Genomic DNA, 22049 nt, shown 5'->3' with positions numbered 1-22049 from the left:
GAGTCTGGGCCGTGTCTCAGTCCCAGTGTGGCCGTTCACCCTCTCAGGCCGGCTACCGATCGTCGCCTTGGTGAGCTGTTACCTCACCAACTAGCTAATCGGACGCGGACCCATCCAAGAGCGGATTGCTCCTTTGGTTCCCAGAGGATGTCCTCCAGGAACGTTATGCGGTATTAGCAGCCCTTTCGGGCTGTTATCCCCCACTCTCAGGCAGGTTATCCACGCGTTACTCACCCGTCCGCCACTAAGAGCTTCCATCGAAACTTCCGCTCTCCGTTCGACTTGCATGTGTTAGGCATGCCGCCAGCGTTCGTCCTGAGCCAGGATCAAACTCTCCACAAAATATTGTAGATAAGCTTGAGTCAAGCTCTTATTGATTAAAGTAATCTATCAAGTCGAGGCATCTTACTAGGAGAAGACCAACGACCTTCAAGAAGTTGTCCATCCATCCCGCTTACGTGGGCCGAATAGACTTTAGTTTCGCACGCTTTGCTTTAACAACTGTTTGATTTTCAAGGACCAGTGTCTTCGCTCTCGGCTATTTCCCCACCGCAGCGGCGACGTTGACTATTATTACACAACAACAGCCTCTTGGCAACTATTATTTTCTTCCATTTTGCTTTTGATAAAAGAACTGTTGTCATCGATTTGTAAACTCGTTAACTTGTTATTAGTTTACAAATACCCAGCGAAACAAAGAAAGGAGCTAATCGTGTATACCACTGAGATTTTATCGAGAAATCACTGGATCAACTTAAAGATAAGGACCTCTTCCGGCAACTGCGAACGGTAACCGCTGAAGAAAAGCCCTGGATAACTATAGACGGAAGAAGGTTGTTGAACTTATCGTCAAACGATTACTTAGGCCTTGCTGATCATGTACATATTAAAGAACGAATGCAAGAAAGTATTGATCAATATGGTTGCGGTGCTACTTCATCACGACTAGTTGTGGGGAACCATCTTCTCTATGAACAAGTGGAGCAGCAAATCGCCGCCCTCAAAGGGACAGAAAAAGCGCTCGTCTTCGGCAGCGTTTTTTTGGCCAATTTAGGCATTATCATCGCACTATTCGGAAAAGACGATCGAGTCATCAGTGATAAATTGTGTCACGCAAGTATATTGGATGCTATTCACTTAAGCCGAGCAGAACATCATCGCTACCGCCACAATGATTTAGACCATCTTGAGAAATTATTACAAAAACCTTGCTCTGGCAAGACTTTGATCGTTACGGAAAGTGTTTTTAGTATGGATGGCGATTTTTAAATGAGATTGTTGAATTGAAGGAAAAATACGGCGCGATTTTTGATGGTTGACGAAGCCCATAGCAGCGGACTTTTTGGAACAGATGGAAACAGACTTGTCCATGCATTAGGCCTACAAGACCGTGTGGAGATTCAAATGGGCACATTCAGCAAAGCCTATGGTATCTATGGTGCTTACGTAGCGGCGAAAGAACAATGGGTCGACTTTTTCATCAACCGTTCACGAAGTCTCATCTTTACAACGGGCCTTCATCCGGCTGTACTTAGGCTTCACTCGAAGTGGTTGCTCAATCGAGAAAGCTACGAGAAAAACTCTTTGAAAACAGTCGATTTCTAAATCAGGGACTGCGTCAAAAAGGGTTTAATACCTTATCCACTCAAAGCCAGATCATCCCCGTTATGGTCGGGAACAACGAAACCGTCCTTACCTTCAGCAAGCGACTTGAAAACGAAGGTATTCTGGCCGTGGCCATACGCCCCCCTTCGGTACCGACGAATACGGCTCGGTTACGCATCAGCGTAACGGCAGCCCATCGTCAAGAAGACCTGCAATGGGCTATATCTCGTATCACTTCCGTCGGCAGAGAATTGGGAGTAGTTGAATGATGAGCATGACAGATCACCCGAATTCGGTTTTACTGCTCATCCCGGGATGGTCGATGGAAAAAGCTATTTGGAGCGAGTGGGAGATCTATTTTCAGCGTCAATATGAAATAGCGTTCGTCGATTTCCAAAACTGTGTTCAGTCGGCAGACTATATACAATATGCAGCGGCCATGCTTGAGCAATATCCTGGAAGGATTATAGACATCGCCGGATGGTCTCTCGGGGCTATGGTTGCCGTTGAGTTGGCCATACTTTACCCAAAACGGGTTAATAGTCTCATCCTCATTTCGGCTGCACCAAAATTTATTTCCGACAATGAATACCTCGGTATGCCCCCTTCCCTCTTACGAAAAATACTACGGGATCTTTCCCGTAATCCTTCTAAAACAATTAAGGGCTTTTACAGAGAAATGTATTCTTCAACAGAACTAATCCAAGGCTATCTTGACAAGTTTGAAGATCAAGCCCAACGGGAGTTTGTCGGACTTCCACTTCCTTCACTGATGGCCGGTCTCAAATACTTAGAACAATTTGATGTTCGACACATACTTTCTGAAGTCAGTGCGAAAGTATGCATCATTAACGGGTTAGACGATACTATTTGTCCTCCCCAAGGGATTCAGTTGATGAAAAAAATCCTACCCACACTGAACGAAGACGACATTCATCTAATACCCGGTTGCGGTCATCACCCACTTTTAACGAAAAAGGAGGCTTGTCTAAAGTGGGCCAGCAATTGATCCAACGAAACTTCGGAAAACCGAATCATAGAATCTCCTTTTTCGCAACCTTCTGAGAATCAACCGTTACCTCCTCTTTTCGGCCTTATTGTCTCTAATGCCACTTTTCAATGGTTTAACGAACCAGCGAGAACCTTACAGAACCTATCGGCTTTAATTAAGCCAAATCGATGGATGCTATTCTCTACATTCGGTGCAAAAACGCTAAGGGAATTACACCACTCTATGATAATGGCCTCTGAAAAAAATAAAATCCCCTATCGGCGAAAAGGACTTGCTTATGCCGATGGGGATTTATGGGTTGACTGGAGCAAGAAAGCGGGTTTTAACGAGATCACTCTGGAAGAATCATTGTTTCGACAACACTTCGCAGGAGTAAAGGATTTTCTATACTCGATTCGAAGAACTGGTGAAAGCGACGCTAGTAACGGTCCTTTACAATACCAACGTCGAACACTGCTAGATATGCAGTCTATCTACGAAAAACACTTTCAAGATGAACTGGGAGTTTATTGTACATATCATCCGCTGTTTGTTTCCGTCTGTAAAAAGTTCAAATAGCAAACCGACGAATGAATCCGCTATTTATCCCCTTCTTCAGGAACAATACAGATAAAAACAAAGTCCTCATCCCCGACGTTACGAAACTGATGCTCCTCATCACCGGGTATGTACGCTACCGAACCCGATTCAACAGCCTGCTCTTTGCCGTCTAAAAAAAGGGTTCCTTTCCCGCTAAGAATATAGTTGATGTGTGGCCATGGATGGCTATGCTTTGGTGTTTGTCCGTCCTGACCAAGGGTAAATTGGCGCATGACCCAGCCGTCCCAGCCTTGCTCAGGGCCCACTAAGGATTGTTTTCTAGCACAAACAATTCCAAGACCGTTAAGGGTTTTAAACTGGATTTTCTTAGTATGAGACAAAAACACAGCACCACTCCTTTTCAAAATTTGAATATTGAATTTCTATCTAATTTTAAAACATTCTGAGCAATTTTCACATATTATAGAAATAACTTTTTACCAAAGCGACTAAAAAGCGATGATCCGGTGTAAAAAATGAAGCAATCCTAAACCTGAATATTAGGATTGCTTTTTGAGTTCAGCTATACTTTAAACTGTTCAATACCTTTTAATAGCTCTTTTCCAACAGAAACCAAATTTGTGGATGACTCGTTTATATCTGCTACTGATGCTGCGTGCTCTTCTGCTACCGACGCAGTACCTTCTGCTTTACTAGCCAATTTATTTGAAATCGACGATATTTCTTGAGTCGCCCCTAATATCTCTCGGGTCACTTTCGAGACTTTATCAAGATCATCCTTTAGTATCGAGGCATTAGTTTCCAATTTATTCGCCTCTTTAGTAATTTGGGTAAGAAACTCGCTTCCACAATGAATTGATTTAACTAATGTAGAATATTGAACACGGTTTTTTTCGACGGTTAATGAGACAGCATTAGCTTCTTGAAGAATTTGTTTGATTACCGTGGTTACCTGTTTAGCTGCACTTGCAGATTCATCGGCTAATTTTCTTACTTCCTCGGCAACAACCGCAAACCCTCGTCCATGTTCTCCTGCACGGGCAGCTTCAATTGCGGCGTTTAAAGCTAGAAGATTCGTTTGTGAAGCAATTCCCTCCACTGCTGTCATTAAGTTATCTATTTCTCCGATTCGATTTCCTAGCGTCTCAACGGCGCTTCCAACATCCGTCATGCTTATATTAACAGTATGCACTTCTTCAACTGCAGATGACATCGCTATATGCCCTTCATTAGCTATTCTCGAACTATGCATAGCCTGTTCAAGACTCTCTGACGCTCGGTGGATACTTGTTCCCACTAACGACGAGGCAGTTTCACACATGGATTGAATTGTGCTAAGCAATGTGACTTGCCTGGATGCTCCTTCTGCAACCCCATTGATATCCCGTGCCATCAACATTCCTGCTTCATCAGATTGTAAAGATGCTATATGTATTGCATTTCCGATTTCCATAACACGTTGTGCTTCGTAAGAAACTCCTGCAATACTTTTTCTTAATGAATTAAAGAAACGGTTTAAGGCATTGGACGCACGAGATATTTCGTCGTTTCCATTAATCTCAAAGTTGCAGGTTAAATCGCCGTCAGCCTCAGCAGTTATTAGTTTATTTTCAAGATAAGTTAGTGGCAATACGCTTCGGTTCGTAATCCAAATTACAGAAAACGCCATGGATATTAAGCAAATAAGACCTATACCGATTGACCACTCAAATACAGAATAAAATTGCTTTAGCGCTTGAGATTTTGGAATTATTACTTCTAGGTACCAATTTTGACCTGACTCATCTAACTGAAACGGAATAAATGTTCTTAATGCCGAACCGGAAATACCGTCTATATTGTCTTCAATAACAAATTCCTTTCCCTCCTTAAGTTTATCAAGAATTGGCGTATTTCCATGATATTCTGAAAAGTTTTTTCCGATTATATCAGAGTTATGTCCATTAGCAGCGTATAATCCTCCGGGAGAAATTAAAGTCGCAAATCCACCCATAGGCCTAATAGAGTTTACAATTTCCTGTACCGTAGACAGTGCGGTATCTAAGCCAATCATCCCAATAAACTTTTCGTTTTCCTTTAGTGGATAAGAATATGTGACCATTAGAGTATCTACCCCATTAACAGGATAAACATAAGGTTCCGTAAGAACAGCCTTACCTGTTTTTTTGGGTAGGGAATAGTATAATTCCGTTTCATATCCGACACTGGGGGTTAGTTCAATATTTCCGTTATTATCACGAGCAGCGTAAGCAACAAATCTACCTGTATTATCATGATAGCCACCGGTTCCAGCGTATAAATTATCCTGTCCGTCGTATGAATTAGATTCAAATATACCTCCAATCCCAGTAACTTGTGGGTTTGATTTCAATGAATGTACGTAAATAGCAACTACATTAGAACGTGGTATTTTTCCTTCTCTAGCGACCATAACGGCGTCGCCAACAGTAGAAGTTATATTTTGTATGGCAGTGAACTTATCTTTAATCTCCGCTGCTTGATGTCGACCTTCTAACATTGATACGTTGTTTGCATCTTCAAGACCCTTTTCATACGAGAGAAAAAGAATTATTCCTAACAGAACTGAACCAAAGAATATGACCCCCATTAGGGTTACAACTACGAAACGATTTGCTAAACTCCCTTTTTTCAATCGTTCTAACATAATATGCCCCCCCCTTATTATAAGATCCACCTGTGATTCCTTTGACGTAGCACCCTTTTCTAGTTTAAGATGTATTTTTAAAAATTCCCTCCATCTCCTAATACGTATCATGAATATCTTTTTGAATTAACTTTTTATCTTTATTTTCTATATAAAATTTTTAAATAAGCCATCCGGATTCGAAATTTTTTAGGGACGGTTTTTGTCTTTATATTAAATTTTCAATTATTATTTTTTAGGTATAGATATTATACAAATGACACTTGTAGATTATTAATCAATTGTCCATTTCTTCCCTTATGTACTCGACACATTTTAATACAGTGTTTTTTAGTGTAGGAATTAAAATATCTGTATAGTAATTACAAGGCTTTTCTTCTAGTTCAAACTCATCAGCGTACCAATGACCCATTATTACTGAACGAAGAAATCTTAATTCTCTAATGTGTTGAATATCTAAGAGCCCCAGATATTTGGCATATGGTTCGATAAATCTCCCCCCGTATTCAGCTCTATACAACGTGGTTTTATTGATAATCAATTCAACATCATATATTTTCTCTTGATAAGTAACAGAAAGATGCTCAAAAATAAGATCATTAAAACGGTTGAACATGTTTACATCAGTGTTAATAGTTCCATCTTTTTTAACAAAGTTAAAGGCATACGGAATGATATTCAAGTCAGGTCCTATTTGCTTCATACACTCTCTTAAATGTTTATTTTTCATTATATCTCTGAGAGGAATACGCAATAGGCTTTCACAAATATTATTAAATATAGTTTTATTGTCTTCTTCGGATAACATAGGGATGGTTACTACAATAAAAGATTCCTTGTTGCTCTGTAGTTTCCTAAGTAAAATCCAAAATAATTTAGCATTTAATAGACTTCTTAATATTATTTTCCCATGTCCGCTTATGTCCGGTCTAACAACGCTATGACTTAAAAAAACCGCTGCTGCTGTAGCACCGGGCTTTGATCCTTCTACGCCACTCGTTCCTATTGTTTTATCAAGCTTTGTTGAACCGCCAATATAAGGGGCCTTAATATTAAGAAGCTTAATCATTTTCCCGTTGCGATAAGATAAACTCCCGGCTCCATAGGGCATATAACCCCATTTGTGAGGGTCAATGGTTACAGAATCAACCTCTCTAATCTTCTTATATTGGTCAATAACATACTCACTTAAAGGTATCTCAGAAGTGTCTTGAAGAAACGGTTTCTGATTCGAATTCTCTTCATTAATACACTCTTGGGGCCAAGATATATTATATGGTAGTCGAATCGCCGAAAGACCATATCCTCCAAAAGCTGCGTCTACGTGAATATTAAAATCTATATTCTCTTTCCGACGGTAATCTTCTCTAAGCTTTAAAACTAAATTCAATGGATCTACTACACTTTCTTGGGTGCTTCCAATGACAACTACAACGGAAAGAACCGGTTTCTTAATTTGTATACACTTGTCAATCATGTGCTTAAGGTGAACTACGTCCATCCTTGCGTCGTTATCGACATAAATATTGAGAAGTCCACTTTGTTGGAAAGTTCCTCCTGGTACACCTCTTCCAATGCCTAAAAGCGCAGGAGCTTTAGCCAAAGAATATTGCTTTGTTGAAGGAACCGCAATCGCTGGAGTGCCCATGTCTAATAGATATTGTTTAGTAAATTCAACAATTCCAATAGAATTTAAAGAATACCTCGATGTTAATATTTTCCACATTGCATCTTCATTTAGTTCCTTATATGTCGAATTTTTAAGCATTTCCGACATATTTTTTGGTATGTTTAATATTTCATCTGTCGTTAAATTTATTAATTCCCAATTGTTTAATTCAACAAGTCTTCTATTAGTACCATTTGGTTGAGTGACTATAAGATCCTTGGCAAACTCAAAATCTAAATCGTTTATTAAAGCCTGTTTAATTCCAATAGGGAGACATTTTACTTCTCGTGTAGACCAAATTGCTTCTATGTTTGCTATTGTCCCATCGCAAGTTAAATGCCCCCAGGGATCTTTATCCATAGGAAAAGCTATCATATTACATATATCTTTTGCTACTATCATTTCGATTTTGGTAGTAGCTGGAGCAAGTTCTGGCGTTACGTTGTTAGGATTTTGTAGCATTCCAGCAAAATAACCCAACATGGAGGGTATTGTGGTATCTCCGATCATGTTGTCCTGATATCTCATACTATAAAATGGAACAGAATAATCTCTTAAATATTCTAAGAGCCTGGTTAAATTAGTTCCTATCTTATCAATTTCCATTTTGTATTGTTTGGACATTTTTTTCTTTTTGCTAATATATAACGGGTCATCTGTATGAAATCTAAGTCTTCCGTTATCAACACCATCTGAAATAATAGTGTCCAGGACTTTATTAATGTAATCTACTAATATTTCACGGTTTTCGGCTTTAGGTCCTAAGAATGATCCAAGCCCGACATCATAATAGCAATCAACATTATTCGATTCCATAACTTCAATCTTCATGAAAATCTCCTTTGTTTTTTAAATATTTTTATGATTTAATTCTTTTAGATACAAATCTATTTATTACTTTCTAACTTAATTATGAATCCAAGACAAGTACTGCTTCACGAGACCAATTTATTTACTTGTAATCATTTTTTGCGAAGTTTTTTATTTCCAATATTAACTTATATTAACCAGAAACATCTGTCAAGAGGTTAAGTCTTAGAAAATTAATTCCTTCTAACAATAGTTCGTTTGCAATAATTTGATTTTATAAATTGAAATAAAAAACCTATAAGTATTTTTACTTATAGGTTGTGTAAGCTCATGATTTGATTTATTAACATTATTTTATTATTAAAATTTATTAAAAAAATTATTGATTGCAAATTGACCATTTTCACTCTGAATCATTTCTTCCTGCCTACTTGTTTTCAAATGGTTTTACTGTTATTTGTCATTTAAATAACATCGATATTACTACCGCAACTCCCGCTCCGAAAATAGAACTAACAAAGTTCACCAAATCATTATCCATAAAAGGCAGCCCTCGGCTAAAGCGGTTCTTGACCCCGTTACGGGCCACCTTCTTTTCGGTCTCCTTCCCTGTTTCGGGATTGATGTACATGGCCTGCACTGTAGCGCCTAAGAGGCTGTCAAAAAGCGATCCCGCCAAACCGCCGGCTGTGCCGGCAGGGATCATCCAGAGTTGGGATAGGAGATCTGCGTGACCGGTACTCAGCAGCGAAAAGAGGCTCTGTAGAACCCAGACCGTGATTCCGATTAACAATCCGCCCAAAATTGTAGCCAATGTCCCTATTGGAGTAATCCCTCCACTCGTCCCAGGGGGCACCGGTTTACCATTAAGGATAAATCGCGGGGGATGCTTACTGAGCACGCCGATTTCTGTCGCCCATGTGTCAGCGTTTACGGTAGCCATGGTTCCAATGAACGCAGCAAAAAGCCATTCTTGAGATGGATATACGAAGAATAGCACTGCAAGAACGGCACCGACCCCGCCGTTGGCGAGAGCCTGACCGAAATCCCGTCGGCTTCCTTTATCGAACTTCTCGGCAGCGACTAGGTTTTTCTCGACTTCTTTATACTTAGACAGGAGAGACCCATAGACAAAAAAGGCGATCAAGGTTAACCCCCAAACCCATCCACCAAAACCGAAAATAAGCGTCCCTACCAACATCGCTCCGGCAACGCCACTCTCAGAGAGAGACTTTTTTCGATAGGCAACTACGCCGATAAGAGCACTCATGATCAGTCCTAAAAAAATCATAGAAAAGTTAACATCCCAGCTTATGAGTGCCCAAAGAGAAAAACTAGTTCCAAAGGGCACGGTTAAGTTGTCCATCCCTTTCAGCGAAAATGCTTCCAGTATAACCGCTATGATGGCGAGCAGAACACTGGATAGGACGATTTTTTCCAGACCTAATTCAGCTTTCATCAGCAAAAGAGTTAGGGCAATCGCTAGAAAACTAAAGGCAAACATAGCGGTACTTCCTTCAAAAGTACGTCGATGGCCTTGGACTGTGTAGCTTTTTTTGCCATAGGTCTTTCCGATGATCGCGGCGAAAGCGTCTCCCCACGTCATGGCCATCGTCCCTGCTACTGCGATGTAGACCTGATCACGAGGCCAGAAGATCAACAACAGCACGGTAACGGCAAGTGGGAAATAGACCGTACCTGCAGTGTCACCGGCTAAATCCATCGCGTCGATGAGTCGCTTCCGGTTGCTAATATAATTCATCACGATAAATGTTGAGATGGGTATGATTCCGATATACCAATGGTCAAAAATTGCTACCGCCCCAACGATCCACATACCTGCACCAATATGGATGATTTTGCGAGTAAACTCCGTCTGGTACCCTCTCCACTTTTGAGTCAAAGTGGCGATGATGATCAACGCCGCCACGTAGGCATAGGAAAGAATCAACCCAACGATATCGTTTTGAGTCATTGTCAAACTCCATTCATCAAAAGGTTTATCATCCATCGGTCTCTAATAGAGGAAAATAATTCTTTATTATGGTATCACAGCGCACTGTCCATGTAAATTACGACGATAACTGGTGGTCAAAAATAGAAAAAACCCTGTGGTCAACAAATATATCCTATTCATTGACCAAGGGCTTTTCCGTTCGTATGAATTACTTTCGATTACCTACCAAGTCACTTATCGTCGAATGACTCATCATTTCCTGAGGGACCGGAGAAGGCGTGCCCAAAAAATATCCTTGACCGTATTCAACGCCCATCTCTCGAATCAGGTTCCAGATCTGCTCGTTTTCTACATACTCACTGATCGTGACTTTGCCAAGGGAATGTACCAGCTCATTGATCCCTTTTACCAAGGCACAGCGAGCTGGGTCCTGATCGATAGCCCGGATGAAGGATCCGTCAATTTTAATGTAATCCACCTGCAGTTTGCCTAAGTAGGCAAAGGAGGAATAGCCGCTCCCAAAGTCATCCAGGGCAAAACGACAACCCTTATTGCGCAGTTTTTGGATCCATTGCTCCGCTGACAAAAGGTCATTGACGGCTGCCGTTTCAGTGATCTCAAAGCCCAGCCGCCCATGAACAGCTGGATTGTTTTCTACTGATTCTTCTATAAATGTTAGGAGGTCGCGATCGCTTAAGCTTTCACCGGACAAGTTCACGAAAATACTCAACAATGGATTCTTCTCTAAAAAACGTACCGCTTCCGATACGACCCACCGTTCAATATCCCCCATGAGTCCAAAGCTTTCTGCTACCGGTATAAACGTGGCCGGAGAGATAATTTTACCATCTCCGTCTTGAAGTCGAAGGAGCGCTTCATAGTGAGCGATCTCCCCGTCACTGCTGCGGACAACAGGCATGAAGAAAAGCTGGAACCGCCCTTCCCGATCGGCTCCCTTGATCAGTTTAATGAGACGGCTCGTTTCTTCTAGGCGAGAAAACAATCGCTCGTTCGCATACGCCACAATGACTTGGCTTCGTCCCGCCGACTTAGCCATATACAAAGCTGCTCCAGCGCGGCTTAAGATTTGACGGACATCGTGATAGCCATCAATTTCGACAACACCGATGCTGATGGTAAATCGTAGATCGCAAGCTTCTAACACGGGGCATAAGTCTTTTTGTTTGACTTTATTGCAAAGTTCAATGGCCAATTGCTCTGCCTTTTGCTCCCGTACCCCTTTTAAGAGGATCGCAAACTCATCCCCGCTGAGTCGAGCTACCACATCATTTATGCTAACATTGCCTTTCAGGAGACGAGCCAAGTTCACGAGCAGTTTATCGCCAATGTCATGATCCAGCAGGTCGTTTACCAAGTTGAATTTATCCACATCAACGAGCAACAGGGAATAGTACTCGCCGCCCTCTTTGACTTTCTCGCGGGCACGAGAAAGGGCCCCTTCAAAGAAGTATCGATTCGGAACGCCTGTCAGATAATCATGGGTTGCCAGATGCTTTAGATGGAATTCTGTTTCTTTTAATTCGCTGATGTCTTTTGTAACACCCATGAAGATGGAAGGGCCATCTTCGTTTTCAACCAGAGCTAATTTGGTGGTGTACCACTTCGTACGGCCCTCTTTGAGACATATCCGGTGATCTAACCCTTGTGTAAAGGAGCCGACTTGTACTACCTTATCCATAAACGATCGAAAAATCGGTTGGTCCAGAGGATGAATTAATCGTTCCACAGGCTGATGAAGCAATTCAGAAGAACGATAGCCTGTATGTTCAAATAGATTTGGCGATACTTCAATAATTTCTCCTTCAGGGGATAAGATATAGACTAGATCATGGGAGTTTTCTAAGAGAGATTTATACTTTTGCTCAATTTCTGACAGGGCCCTCCCCTCCTTCTGTCGGACGCCTATGCTCAAATGGCCCACAATTTTAGCAGAAATACTGATTCTTCAGCGATGTAAGTATAATCCAGGAATGTATATGTTATTAATTGCAGTCAATAATCTACTATAAGCCCAATTTGTTAATGTATATTGCCGCTAAGCCTAAAATTAAAAATACCCAATCCGATCGTCTTGTATTTTTTCAAAATAATTATAACACAATGGGAAATTTTTAACTATATACAATCGTTCTATTTCTTTTGAATTTTGACTAAACAAAAGCAAGGTCCTGTAATCGGCCTTGCTTTTTCCTCTTGTCTATGCCCCTGTTTGAAGGTATATCTTTTTTACTTTTTCGGAATTTAACACAAAAGAAAGCTCTATACCATCCTGAGAATAATAACACCACCAGGTCCCATCGGAGTTGCTTTGTTTCACAGAAGGTTCACCATAAACGGCAAGTACCTCTGATTCGTCCATTCCCAGTTTGATACCCTTTGCTGTCCCATATGCTCCCGACTCGATAAATATCGCTTCGACCGTAAGGGGCTCTTCGGGACTTTTTTTACGCAATCCCACGTTCAATCCGTCGTCAAAACGGTACAGGATCAACTTGTCTTGTTCCTTCACCTTTTCCACCTTTAGTTCTGATGGGGGGCTTTTGGCTTGAAACTCTTTTTCGCTCATCTTGGGGGCGATACCAGCAATAGACTCGTTCTTCAAATCGATTGTGACGATTTTGCTGGTTGTTGTTTTTTGAGGGACTTGCTCTGCTTCTTGTACCGTCGGAAGAGAAGGAATATCCGTGGTCAGAGCACAAGCGCTTGTGAGCGAAGGCAAACTTAGCAAGAGAAGGAACATAGCGGATTTACTACTGGATCTCATTCGCGCCATCTCCCCTCTATTTCCTAAATGAATTTCACAGAGTATGCGCCTTTGCGCAGCACTTCAAAGGTAAAGCCTTGCGATTTCAGGTGTTCGATGATCTCAGGCAAGGCCTCAACAGTGGTTTTCTTGGCAGATAGGTCGTGAAACAAGATAACGGCGGTGTTTTTGTTGGACACTTGTTCTTTCACAGAACTGGTGATGGTCTCTTTGCTCTGTACTGGTTTCTCAGAGTCTTTCGAATCGACATTCCAGTCAAAATAATCATAGCCCTCATCTATACATCGTCGTGACAGTTGACGCATAAAGTCGATTCCTAATGTTCCGTTGAAGTTTGACCCGCCTGGAAACCGCAGAATATCCGTATGTACTCCTGTTTCCTGGGCGATGAGTCCATCGAGACGCTTCACTTCATCCATAAAGCGGTCGCCTGAAGCATAGATAAGGCCGTATTTATGGCTAAAGGTATGGTTCCCGATTGCGTGACCTTCCTTCACAATACGACGGTACATCTCTTTGCCAAAAGGAGTTTCATTACCGGTAACAAAGAAGGTCGCTTTCACGTTATGTTGAGCCAATACATCTAAGATGGCAGGCGTAATTTCACTGGGGCCGTCATCAAAGGTAAGATAAACCGTTTTCGGCTTCATGGGATAATCGGCATTCCCTCCACGGGCGGGAATCGGTCCATACCTTAGTTGAAAGTTTTCATTTTCCCTGTAGATTCGTTGCATCTTTTCGATGACCAAGTTGTCGTGGACTTGCAGAGCTTGAATTTGTTTACGAAAATCCGAATTGCTGCTTTGCAGCCGTTGAACATTCATCTTTTCGTTCACCAAAAATACGGAGAGACCGATGATCGCTAGGATCATTAGCGTTAGGAGAATCGGCTGAATTTGTTGAAATCGTTTCAACAGTTGTTTATACCGGTTTTGCTCTTTTTCTTGTCCAGAACCCCTTTGTTCTTTGGCCTCTTCACTAAGTAACGGTTCTCTTTCCACAGATTAATCCCTCATTTTTCCACATATACACTAAGCTATATTTAAGGGACGTGAAAAAGTTGCTTGAAAAAGAAAACTATTTTCTTGTTAATTTTTTACACCACATGAATTGCACGTCCAAAGACGTTCTGAAAGAAAAAGACCCCCTTATTCCTGCCGGAAACGGAGGTCTCACGGATCAGGGTTGACGACAAGTCTTAAAGAATTTAGACGGGATGACTCTGGAACACTATCTTTGATCGTTCTTAGATGGGAGGTTCTTTCATGAGCAAAAGCTTTTCTGAACAAATCATCTACGTCCCTGTCGATTCGGTCTCTCTAGAAGGCTCCCTGGGTTTATCTAATGATGCTCAAGGTCTGGTGATCTTCGCCCACGGAAGCGGCAGTAGTCGCCACAGCCCAAGAAATAATTTCGTGGCAAAGCAACTGCAATCAGCAGGATTAGGCACACTTCTGATCGACTTATTAACTGAAGAAGAAGACGCTGTTTATGAACGCCGTTTTGATATCGAACTTCTTGTCCATCGACTTTGTGTAACGACCCGTTGGTTTAAGGAGCAAAGGATGACAAAGGGGTTACCGATTGGTTACTTCGGCGCCAGCACAGGGGCCGCAGCTGCATTGAAAGCGGCTGCCTCTTTGGGGGAGTCTATCGCCGCTGTCGTTTCTCGAGGGGGACGCCCCGACTTGGCTGAACCTGATCTCGGTCTAGTCCAATCACCGACATTGCTGATCGTTGGTGGAGATGATGACGTTGTCATTGAACTTAACCAGGTTGCCTATGACAAACTTAAATCGCAAAAGGAGTTGGTGATTGTTCCCGGAGCATCCCATCTATTTGAGGAGCCAGGTACCCTTGAAGAAGCGGCTCGCCTTGCTGTGGATTGGTTTACCCGGTATTTAAAAAAGACAGGTGAGTAAAGTTCTTTAACTTTACTCACCTGTTTATTCATGTACGCTCTATGATTGGAGTCGAATTCGGACTGTGTACATTATAGAAACATAGGCACCGATTCATCCACAAGGATATCTACAACCGTGAAGCGGTTACTTTGAAACGCCCTCTCCAAGGTCGATCTCAGTTCTTCCGGTCTTTTCACTCTTAGACCCAGAGCTCCACAAGCAGATGCAATACCTGCAAAATCCGGAGAATAGACATCCACTCCAAAAGGCTCCATAGCAGCTTTCTGCATCTTGTGCTTTTCCAAGGCATACTGCCCGTTATTCAAAATGATCACGATCACCGGTAAAGAATACCGTACGGCTGTCACCATTTCCTGAAGCGTCACTAAGAGGCCTCCTTCCCCGGTTAACACAAAGACTCTTTTCTCCGGACATGCTAACTGGGCGCCCAAACCGAAGGGCAGGCCCGCTCCCATGCAGCGCCAATACTCGGAGATGATCACTTGTTGTCCCCGGCTCAAGAAAGCCCGATCAAACCAATGAGTAAATTCGCCGATATCCAAAGCTATGATCGATTCTTGAGGCAGCATTTGATTCAACAATGAAAAAAACTGACGGACAGAAATAGAATTACCCCTCCCCGCATCACCTTTTTCAGCCTCGATGATATCTAGAAAGCTTTTTTGGGAGGCTTGAAGCTTCTCTTGCCATTCGAGGTTGGGATTTTTACCAACCGACCGCTCGAGAAGCTTGCCTAGGATTGACTGTATATCTCCCACCGCGTAGATGGGACGTAACGAATGGTCTACCAGTTGCAGACGCTGCTCAATTTGGATCACCGGAACCTCTTTCGGGATAAACGGGTGCTCATAGGGGCTGGAACCGATAAAGATGATGCAATCCGCTTCCCGGAGAATCGGTGGAATGTGGGCTTCTCCCAATCCAGATAAGACTCTTTGATCTTGGGCGGAAAAAACGCCCCGGGCGCCTTGTCCGGGAATGATCCCAGCCCCTAATTGTTCAGCAAGACGATATACCTTTTCTTTAAAAGAGTATGCAAGCTTTCCAGCGATAATTATCGGACGTTCGCTGGCCTCTAACAGAGCGACGATTGACGAAATATCCCCGTCAATGGACGGAGGCGCCAATGGACTGATGGTTGGCAGCTCGGCCACCGGTGCGGGGCTGAGCAGGATATCTTTTGGGCTGGAGATGTGGCATGGGATACTGTCACCTATAGCTTTTTGCCAAGCCACCTTAATGACATCGACCACTGACTCTGGACGAGTAAACAGAGTGGTCATTCCGGTGATCGGAAGAAAAAGGGCTTGCTGATCGATGTATTGCTTCGCATTGCTATACAGCTTTCCAGTTTCCACTTGCCCCGTCAACACTAAAAGGGGAATACCGTCGCGATAGGCGTCGGCCACGCCATTCACTAAGTTCAAAGCACCAGGGCCTTCTGTTGCTATACATACAGCCGGCAATCCTGTTACCCGTGCCTCTCCACAAGCCATAAAGGCTGCCCCCATTTCATGAGCCGTGCCGATAAAACGGATGGCATCTTGCTTCGAAATGGCATCCATCAGCGGTAAAATGGCATCACCTGGCAACCCGTAGATGCGCTTTGTCCCCAAAGACGACAGAACCTTCAGAATCAGCTGTGCGACTGTTTCCATTTATAATAGCCCCTTTTGAAATATCTCAAGGGTATTATGTTCGTCCTTCTGTGATTTTAGAAGGGGCAATTCTTTTGCCATCGCATAATATAGAGCGGTTATGATATTGGCCGAAAAAGTTTTTAAATGCTAGGGAATTTAGAATGTAGATAAATGTCAGGAGGTGCATATATATTTTTTGGAAGCGAGCAAACCAACCAGCCCTGGAGGAAAAGCAGCTTGACTTAAATCCGATTATCTCCGCTCTAGAAAAAATTTGTGAAGGCGATTATACGTTACGCATTTATCTATCAAAAGAGGACTCTTTATATCCCGTAACTCGACTCATCAATAAACTGCTCGATCAACAAGAATCGTTGCTTAAAAAGATTACGAGCAGTTTAAACACGGTCGTTTTCGAGGGGCTGAACAACGGAGAATACGTGAATCAGTTAGCCCATGAATTTGAGGTATTAACAGCTAACTTTGATCATGTCGCAGGCTCCGTAGTTCAGGTATCAAGTTCGATAAATGATTTTGCCCAAATGGTGACAGAAACAGCAGAACAAACCCAATCGGGGAAGGAGTCGGTGATGCAAACCAACTCCAGTTTAGAAGAGGTAACTCAAGAAACAGAAAACTCTCGGAAAAATTTGCTGGATGTGACGAACCGGATACAAGAGCTGAACCGCTCGACAGCCCGTATCGACCACCTGGTATCGGCAGTAAAAGCGGTATCCGATCAAACGAATCTATTGGCCTTGAACGCTGCTATTGAAGCCGCCCGGGCGGGAGAACATGGCCGAGGCTTTTCAGTCGTAGCCGAAGAGATCCGGAAACTCGCCGTTCAAGCTAAGCAATCGGTCGAAGAGATTACCCTTCAACTGGTAGGGATTCAAAATGAGGTCCATAAAATCTGTACTTCATTTCATCAAATGAGCGATTCCTTCGAACACAATTCCAAGTCAGTGGATACAGTACGCCAAAACGCTAGCCACCTTATCGAAGTGTTCGAAGAGATCGGTCAAACGATTGTCAACCTGACTCCTTTGGCCCAGGAGCAAAACGCTGCTTTTGATGAGGTTCACGCCACGATCAAAGATTTCTCCCACCGGACGGTACTGTTAAACGACATGATGCAAAAAAGCAACGTCAGTTTGCTGGAGGTGTTAAAACAAGCCGACGCTATCCGGGCCGAGTTAAGCGGCAAGAAAGTATTCTTTACGGCCAATGAACTTATCGACTTGGCAAAAACGGATCACCTGTTGTGGAAGGCTCGCCTTGCCTATATGCTTCGGGGTATTCTTACCCTCGACGAAACAAATGTGCGCGACCATAGGGTATGTCGCCTTGGCAAATGGTATTATGGCATCGGAAAGCTGGAGTTTGGCGATTTGGAACCCTTCAAACAACTGGAAGAGATTCACGCCTTGTTCCATCAAAAATGTGCTCATGCGATTCAAATGTATAAAAGGATGGATCTTGCCCATTCAAGAGAGGTTTTTGAGGAAGCGGAAAAGGTATCTTCCGAGGTGTTATGTTTATTAGAGGAACTCAAACGGGGGGTAGAGTCATTATCGATTGAGGTTAAAGAAGCTATATGATTCTAAACGAACCTCCTGCGTAACCATCAATTGGTTCTGCCAAAAAGAAAAGCGGTGAGTAAAAAGAACCCTTTTTACTCACCGCTTTATTCATTCCGGGCTTTTTGACAAGATTCATAGGAATCCTAATCAATAGGCTATCAAAACAGACACATCTGGTCCGTCTCACACATTCCATCCAAAGCCCCATGCTTCTGCAGTGCCTCGATGACGGTCTTACTTACTCGGCTCCGCACCCTCAGGTCTTCAATGGAGATAAACGGCCCTTCCTCCCTCGCGGCCATGATGTTCTGCGCCGCTGTGGCGCCCACACCCGGCAGGCCGCCAATGGGCGGTAAGAGACCTGCCTCTTCGATAAGAAACTTGGATGCGTGGGATCGTTGGAGGTTTACTTTCTGCATGTGGATCCCGCGCTCGTACATCTCGAGGGCCAATTCGAGGATAGTCTGCAAGTTCTTTTCTTTCGCTGACGCTTCGTTCCCTTTGCGCTCGATCTCCTCAATCGTTCGGCGCACAACGGACCCGCCTTGACAGATGAGGTCTGCGTCGAATTCGTCGGCTCGAACGGTGAAGAATGAGGCATAGAAAGCTTCGGGATAGTAAACTTTGAACCAGGCAATGCGAAATGCCATGGTTACATAGGCAACAGCGTGGGCTTTGGGGAACATGTATTTGATCTTTTTACAGGACTCGATGTACCATTCAGGCACTTTCTTCTCCCGCATCAGTTGTTCATCTTCCGGTTTGACACCCTTGCCTTTCCGGACGCCTTCCATGATAGAGAAGGCTTTTTTGGGAGGAAGGTCTTTGTACATCAGGTAAACCATGATGTCATCCCGGGTAGAGATGGCTTCGCCCACCTGACAAGTTCTGCTCTTGATCAGGTCCTGGGCGTTGTTCAGCCAGACATCGGTACCATGGGAAAACCCAGAGATGCGCACCAGTTCAGAAAAGCTCTTCGGCTGTGTGTCCTCCAGCATTTGGCGGACGAACTTCGTGCCGAACTCAGGAATGCCGTACGTGCCTGTGTTGGAACGGATTTGCTCGGTCGTAACGCTCAATGCTTCTGTCGACGAGAAAAGGGACATCGTTTTCTGGTCGTCCAAGGGGATAGTCTTCGCATTGATCCCTGTCAAGTCCTCTAACATCTTGATGACCGTCGGATCGTCATGACCGAGGATGTCCAGCTTGACGAGACGGCTGGAGATGGAATGGTAGTCGAAGTGGGTCGTAATCGTCTCTGATTTGGTATCATCGGCCGGGCGCTGCAGCGGCGTGAAGTCATGGATATCGCCGTCTCGCGGGACGACCATCAGGCCTCCCGGGTGCTGGCCTGTCGTCCGTTTGACACCGGTACATCCGCCGACCAGTCGGGACAGTTCGGCGTTTCTGGCAGGAATCTTTTTTTCGTCCATGTAGTTCTTTACAAAGCCAAAAGCCGTTCGCTCGGCGATGGTGGCGATCGTTCCGGCCCGGAAGACATAGTCTTTGCCGAAGAGCTCTTCTGTGAATTTATGGGCTCTCGGCTGGTATTCACCGGAGAAGTTCAAATCGATATCAGGTACCTTATCTCCTTCAAAACCTAGGAAGGTTTCGAAGGGGATATCATGACCGTCTTTGGTCAATGGATGGCCGCACTGGGGACATACCTTATCGGGCAAGTCCGCTCCGGAGCCGGTGCTGCCGTCGGTGATGAACTCGGAATGTTTACAATGGCTGCAGCAGTAGTGCGGCGGGAGAGGATTTACTTCGGTGATGCCTGTGAAAGTGGCAACCAGGGAGGAGCCGACGGAACCCCGAGAGCCGACCAGGTAGCCGTCGTCGTTCGACTTTTTCACCAGCTTTTGGGCGATGAGGTATAGGACGGAGAAGCCGTTTGAGATGATGGAGTGTAGTTCCTTATCGAGACGCTTGCGAACCACGTCTGGCAAGGGATCTCCGTAAAGTTCGGCCGCCCTTGTTTCAGACATGCTGCGGATCTGCTCTTCAGCGCCGTCGATGATCGGCGGGAAAAACTCATCGGGAATCGGTTTAACTTCTTCCACCATGTCCGCGATGAGGCGCGGGTTATCGATGACGACCCGCTTGGCGTCGGCCTTCCCCAAATAGTCGAATTCAGCCAGCATTTCGTCAGTAGTCCGGAGGTAGAGAGGCGCCTGGTCGTCTGCGTCTTCAAAGCCTTTGCCAGCCATAAGGATACGCCGATAGCATTCATCTTTAGGTTCCAAAAAGTGTACGTCACCAGTGGCGACGATCGGCTTCCCGAGTTCGTCGGCGATACGGACGATGCGCCGATTTAAATCCCGCAGCGCCTCTACCGAAGGAACTTCTCCCTTTCTGTATAAGAACATGTTGTTGCCGACAGGCTGGATCTCTAAGAAATCGTAAAAGTCGGCGATACGCTTGAGTTCGTCGTCATCAGCGCCTTTGAGCATCGCTTGGAACAGTTCACCAGCCTCACAGGCGCTACCTACGATGAGGCCCTCCCGGTATTCCTCTAAAAGCGGCCGGGGAATGCGAGGGCGACGTTCGTAGTACTCCAGGTGGGATTTGGTGATCAACCGGTAAAGGTTTTTCAGACCGGTGTAGTTCTTCACCATGAGGATGATGTGATAGGATTTCATCTTTTGACCGTTCGCGGGCATGGCGTCCACAAAATATCCTTCAACGCCGTAAATCACCTTGATCTTGAGCTTGCGACCCACTTCAAAGGCTTCTGGAAAAGCTTGTACCACGCCATGATCGGTGATGGCGATGGCCGGATGGCCCCAGGCGGCAGCTCGCGCAACCAGATCTTTCGCCGATACGACGCTGTCCATGGAACTCATCTTCGTATGGGCATGCAGTTCGACCCGCTTCACTTCGGCATTGTCAGGCCGGATGGACACCTTATGAGCATTAATGTCCCGGGCCAGCAACGTCAGTTCCTGTTGCCATTTATCCAATTGTACCTGGCCTCGAACCTTGACCCATGCATTATCTTTAAGACGTCCGTCAGCCAGGATGTCTTCTTTCTCTCCTTCGAAGACCTTGACTGTGATTGAATCGGTCTCGTCGGTGACGTGAAAAGTGACTAGGCGGCGGCCGGACTTTAAGTCTCGCGTCTCCAGTCCAAATACGCGACCCTGCACGATGATGCTGCGCTCTTCATCCTGCACTTCTTTAAGGGGGGTCACTTCCCAATCGCCGATCGTTTTTCCGCAAATCTCGCCGACAGGCCCCGAAGGTTTATCGTCTCCTTTGGTAACGCTGGTTCCACCGCTGTTTTCGGCGGCTTTGTTCGCTTCTGCCAAGAGCCGCTTTTCTTCTTCTTCGCGAGCTTGCAGGTACTGATCATCTACTTGTGCTTCCGCTTCTTTTAGGATGACTGTACATTTTACGCCGAAAACGCGGGCCGCCGTTTCAGCTAAATGGCGCTGACATTGACGTGTTCGGAGCCAATCTGCTTTCGCCGGATCGACGGAAAGAACAAAACGATCTCCTTCAATTCGTCTATCTGCATTGAGTAAGGCTGTTCGCACCAGTGGCGCTTTGTCCGGTACGGAAAGGGACACCCAACATTCCCAATAATCTCGAAGCAACTGTTCTGAATTTTGGACAGGACATTCGATATGTAGATCGATTTCTTGCAACTCAGGAACGGCGGAACGGGTTTTATCCAATAGATTTTGTAAGTCGGACTCCGTCCAAGCTTTATTCGCTCTTATGGATAAGATCCATGACGCCTTTTGCCGCTGTACGATGACCCGCTCGATCTGAAAGAGGGGCTTGTCTCCCGATAGGGTCGTCGTCGGAGCTGATACGGCAGCAGCGGCGGAGGCTATATTTGAAGGCATGGTG

13 protein-coding genes, 1 rRNA gene and 1 pseudogene are annotated in these 22049 nt (G+C 44.3%); 5 read left to right on the top strand and 10 right to left on the bottom strand.

What is annotated here, in order from left to right; translation table 11 throughout:
* Positions 1-342 (bottom strand): 16S ribosomal RNA (locus H1S01_RS02965); the annotation flags it as partial.
* Positions 343-834: 492 nt separating this feature from the next.
* Here H1S01_RS02965 and H1S01_RS22465 point away from each other — a divergent pair.
* The 3 genes and pseudogenes from H1S01_RS22465 to H1S01_RS22240 all read left to right on the top strand — a co-directional run bounded on the left by H1S01_RS22465 (position 835) and on the right by H1S01_RS22240 (position 3175).
* Positions 835-1874 (top strand): annotated as a pseudogene (locus H1S01_RS22465) (aminotransferase class I/II-fold pyridoxal phosphate-dependent enzyme).
* Complete coding sequence (locus tag H1S01_RS02955) at positions 1871-2614, top strand: alpha/beta fold hydrolase (RefSeq protein WP_341479014.1); 744 nt, start codon at positions 1871-1873, stop codon at positions 2612-2614. The pseudogene H1S01_RS22465 and the gene H1S01_RS02955 overlap by 4 nt, the downstream one beginning before the upstream one ends.
* A gap of 24 nt (positions 2615-2638) precedes the next feature.
* A complete protein-coding gene (locus tag H1S01_RS22240; protein ID WP_341479021.1) occupies positions 2639-3175 on the top strand; it encodes a methyltransferase domain-containing protein in 537 nt (178 codons plus the stop codon).
* Between the two features lie 20 nt (positions 3176-3195).
* Here the strand turns inward: H1S01_RS22240 and H1S01_RS02945 are convergent, their stop codons facing one another.
* The 7 genes from H1S01_RS02945 to H1S01_RS22235 form a co-directional block, all read right to left on the bottom strand.
* Positions 3196-3543 carry a cupin domain-containing protein gene (locus tag H1S01_RS02945; protein WP_423751911.1) on the bottom strand — a complete coding sequence of 116 codons (348 nt, stop codon included), beginning with the start codon at positions 3541-3543 and terminating at the stop codon, positions 3196-3198.
* A gap of 176 nt (positions 3544-3719) precedes the next feature.
* On the bottom strand, positions 3720-5822 hold the full coding sequence (locus tag H1S01_RS02940) for a methyl-accepting chemotaxis protein (protein ID WP_188038576.1): 2103 nt from the start codon (positions 5820-5822) through the stop codon (positions 3720-3722).
* 277 nt (positions 5823-6099) lie between these two features.
* On the bottom strand, positions 6100-8322 hold the full coding sequence (locus H1S01_RS02935) for a hypothetical protein (RefSeq protein WP_188038575.1): 2223 nt from the start codon (positions 8320-8322) through the stop codon (positions 6100-6102).
* Positions 8323-8761: 439 nt separating this feature from the next.
* Positions 8762-10276, bottom strand: coding sequence for a DUF92 domain-containing protein (locus H1S01_RS21120; protein ID WP_207732126.1), 1515 nt, complete (start codon positions 10274-10276; stop codon positions 8762-8764).
* Positions 10277-10466: 190 nt separating this feature from the next.
* On the bottom strand, positions 10467-12191 hold the full coding sequence (locus tag H1S01_RS02925; protein ID WP_188038574.1) for a putative bifunctional diguanylate cyclase/phosphodiesterase: 1725 nt from the start codon (positions 12189-12191) through the stop codon (positions 10467-10469).
* Positions 12192-12476: 285 nt separating this feature from the next.
* Positions 12477-13043 carry a hypothetical protein gene (locus H1S01_RS02920; protein WP_188038573.1) on the bottom strand — a complete coding sequence of 189 codons (567 nt, stop codon included), beginning with the start codon at positions 13041-13043 and terminating at the stop codon, positions 12477-12479.
* Positions 13044-13066: 23 nt separating this feature from the next.
* Complete coding sequence (locus H1S01_RS22235; RefSeq protein WP_188038572.1) at positions 13067-14044, bottom strand: polysaccharide deacetylase family protein; 978 nt, start codon at positions 14042-14044, stop codon at positions 13067-13069.
* A 264-nt stretch (positions 14045-14308) separates the two neighbouring features.
* On the opposite strand from H1S01_RS22235, the gene H1S01_RS02910 reads away from it, so the two are divergent.
* Positions 14309-14965 carry a dienelactone hydrolase family protein gene (locus H1S01_RS02910; RefSeq protein ID WP_188038571.1) on the top strand — a complete coding sequence of 219 codons (657 nt, stop codon included), beginning with the start codon at positions 14309-14311 and terminating at the stop codon, positions 14963-14965.
* Positions 14966-15036: 71 nt separating this feature from the next.
* Here H1S01_RS02910 and H1S01_RS02905 read toward each other — a convergent pair whose 3' ends face one another.
* Entirely contained in the window at positions 15037-16626 is a 1590-nt protein-coding gene (locus tag H1S01_RS02905; RefSeq protein ID WP_188038570.1) for a thiamine pyrophosphate-binding protein, read from the bottom strand.
* A 422-nt stretch (positions 16627-17048) separates the two neighbouring features.
* Here H1S01_RS02905 and H1S01_RS02900 point away from each other — a divergent pair, with 422 nt between their 5' ends.
* Positions 17049-18209: a methyl-accepting chemotaxis protein gene (locus tag H1S01_RS02900; RefSeq protein ID WP_188038569.1), complete on the top strand. Its 1161-nt coding sequence runs from the start codon at positions 17049-17051 to the stop codon at positions 18207-18209.
* 140 nt (positions 18210-18349) lie between these two features.
* On the opposite strand, the gene H1S01_RS02895 is transcribed toward H1S01_RS02900, so the two are convergent.
* Positions 18350-22045 carry a PolC-type DNA polymerase III gene (locus H1S01_RS02895; protein WP_188038631.1) on the bottom strand — a complete coding sequence of 1232 codons (3696 nt, stop codon included), beginning with the start codon at positions 22043-22045 and terminating at the stop codon, positions 18350-18352.
* Between the last annotated feature and the right edge of the window lie 4 nt (positions 22046-22049).

It is taken from the genome of Heliobacterium chlorum, assembly GCF_014502795.1.
Lineage (GTDB): Bacteria > Bacillota > Desulfitobacteriia > Heliobacteriales > Heliobacteriaceae > Heliobacterium > Heliobacterium chlorum.
The sequence above is the reverse complement of the archived record's forward strand: the minus strand, read 5'-3'. Positions and strand labels throughout refer to the sequence as shown.

Bases quoted from the DNA above. Each gene is read 5' to 3' on its own strand.
- H1S01_RS02955 (WP_341479014.1), top strand. From the start codon at position 1,871: ATGATGAGCATGACAGATCACCCGAATTCGGTTTTACTGCTCATCCCG.
- H1S01_RS02940 (WP_188038576.1), bottom strand. From the start codon at position 5,822: ATGTTAGAACGATTGAAAAAAGGGAGTTTAGCAAATCGTTTCGTAGTT.
- H1S01_RS02935 (WP_188038575.1), bottom strand. From the start codon at position 8,322: ATGAAGATTGAAGTTATGGAATCGAATAATGTTGATTGCTATTATGAT.
- H1S01_RS21120 (WP_207732126.1), bottom strand. From the start codon at position 10,276: ATGACTCAAAACGATATCGTTGGGTTGATTCTTTCCTATGCCTACGTG.
- H1S01_RS02920 (WP_188038573.1), bottom strand. From the start codon at position 13,043: ATGAGATCCAGTAGTAAATCCGCTATGTTCCTTCTCTTGCTAAGTTTG.
- H1S01_RS02910 (WP_188038571.1), top strand. From the start codon at position 14,309: ATGAGCAAAAGCTTTTCTGAACAAATCATCTACGTCCCTGTCGATTCG.
- H1S01_RS02905 (WP_188038570.1), bottom strand. From the start codon at position 16,626: ATGGAAACAGTCGCACAGCTGATTCTGAAGGTTCTGTCGTCTTTGGGG.
- H1S01_RS02895 (WP_188038631.1), bottom strand. From the start codon at position 22,045: ATGCCTTCAAATATAGCCTCCGCCGCTGCTGCCGTATCAGCTCCGACG.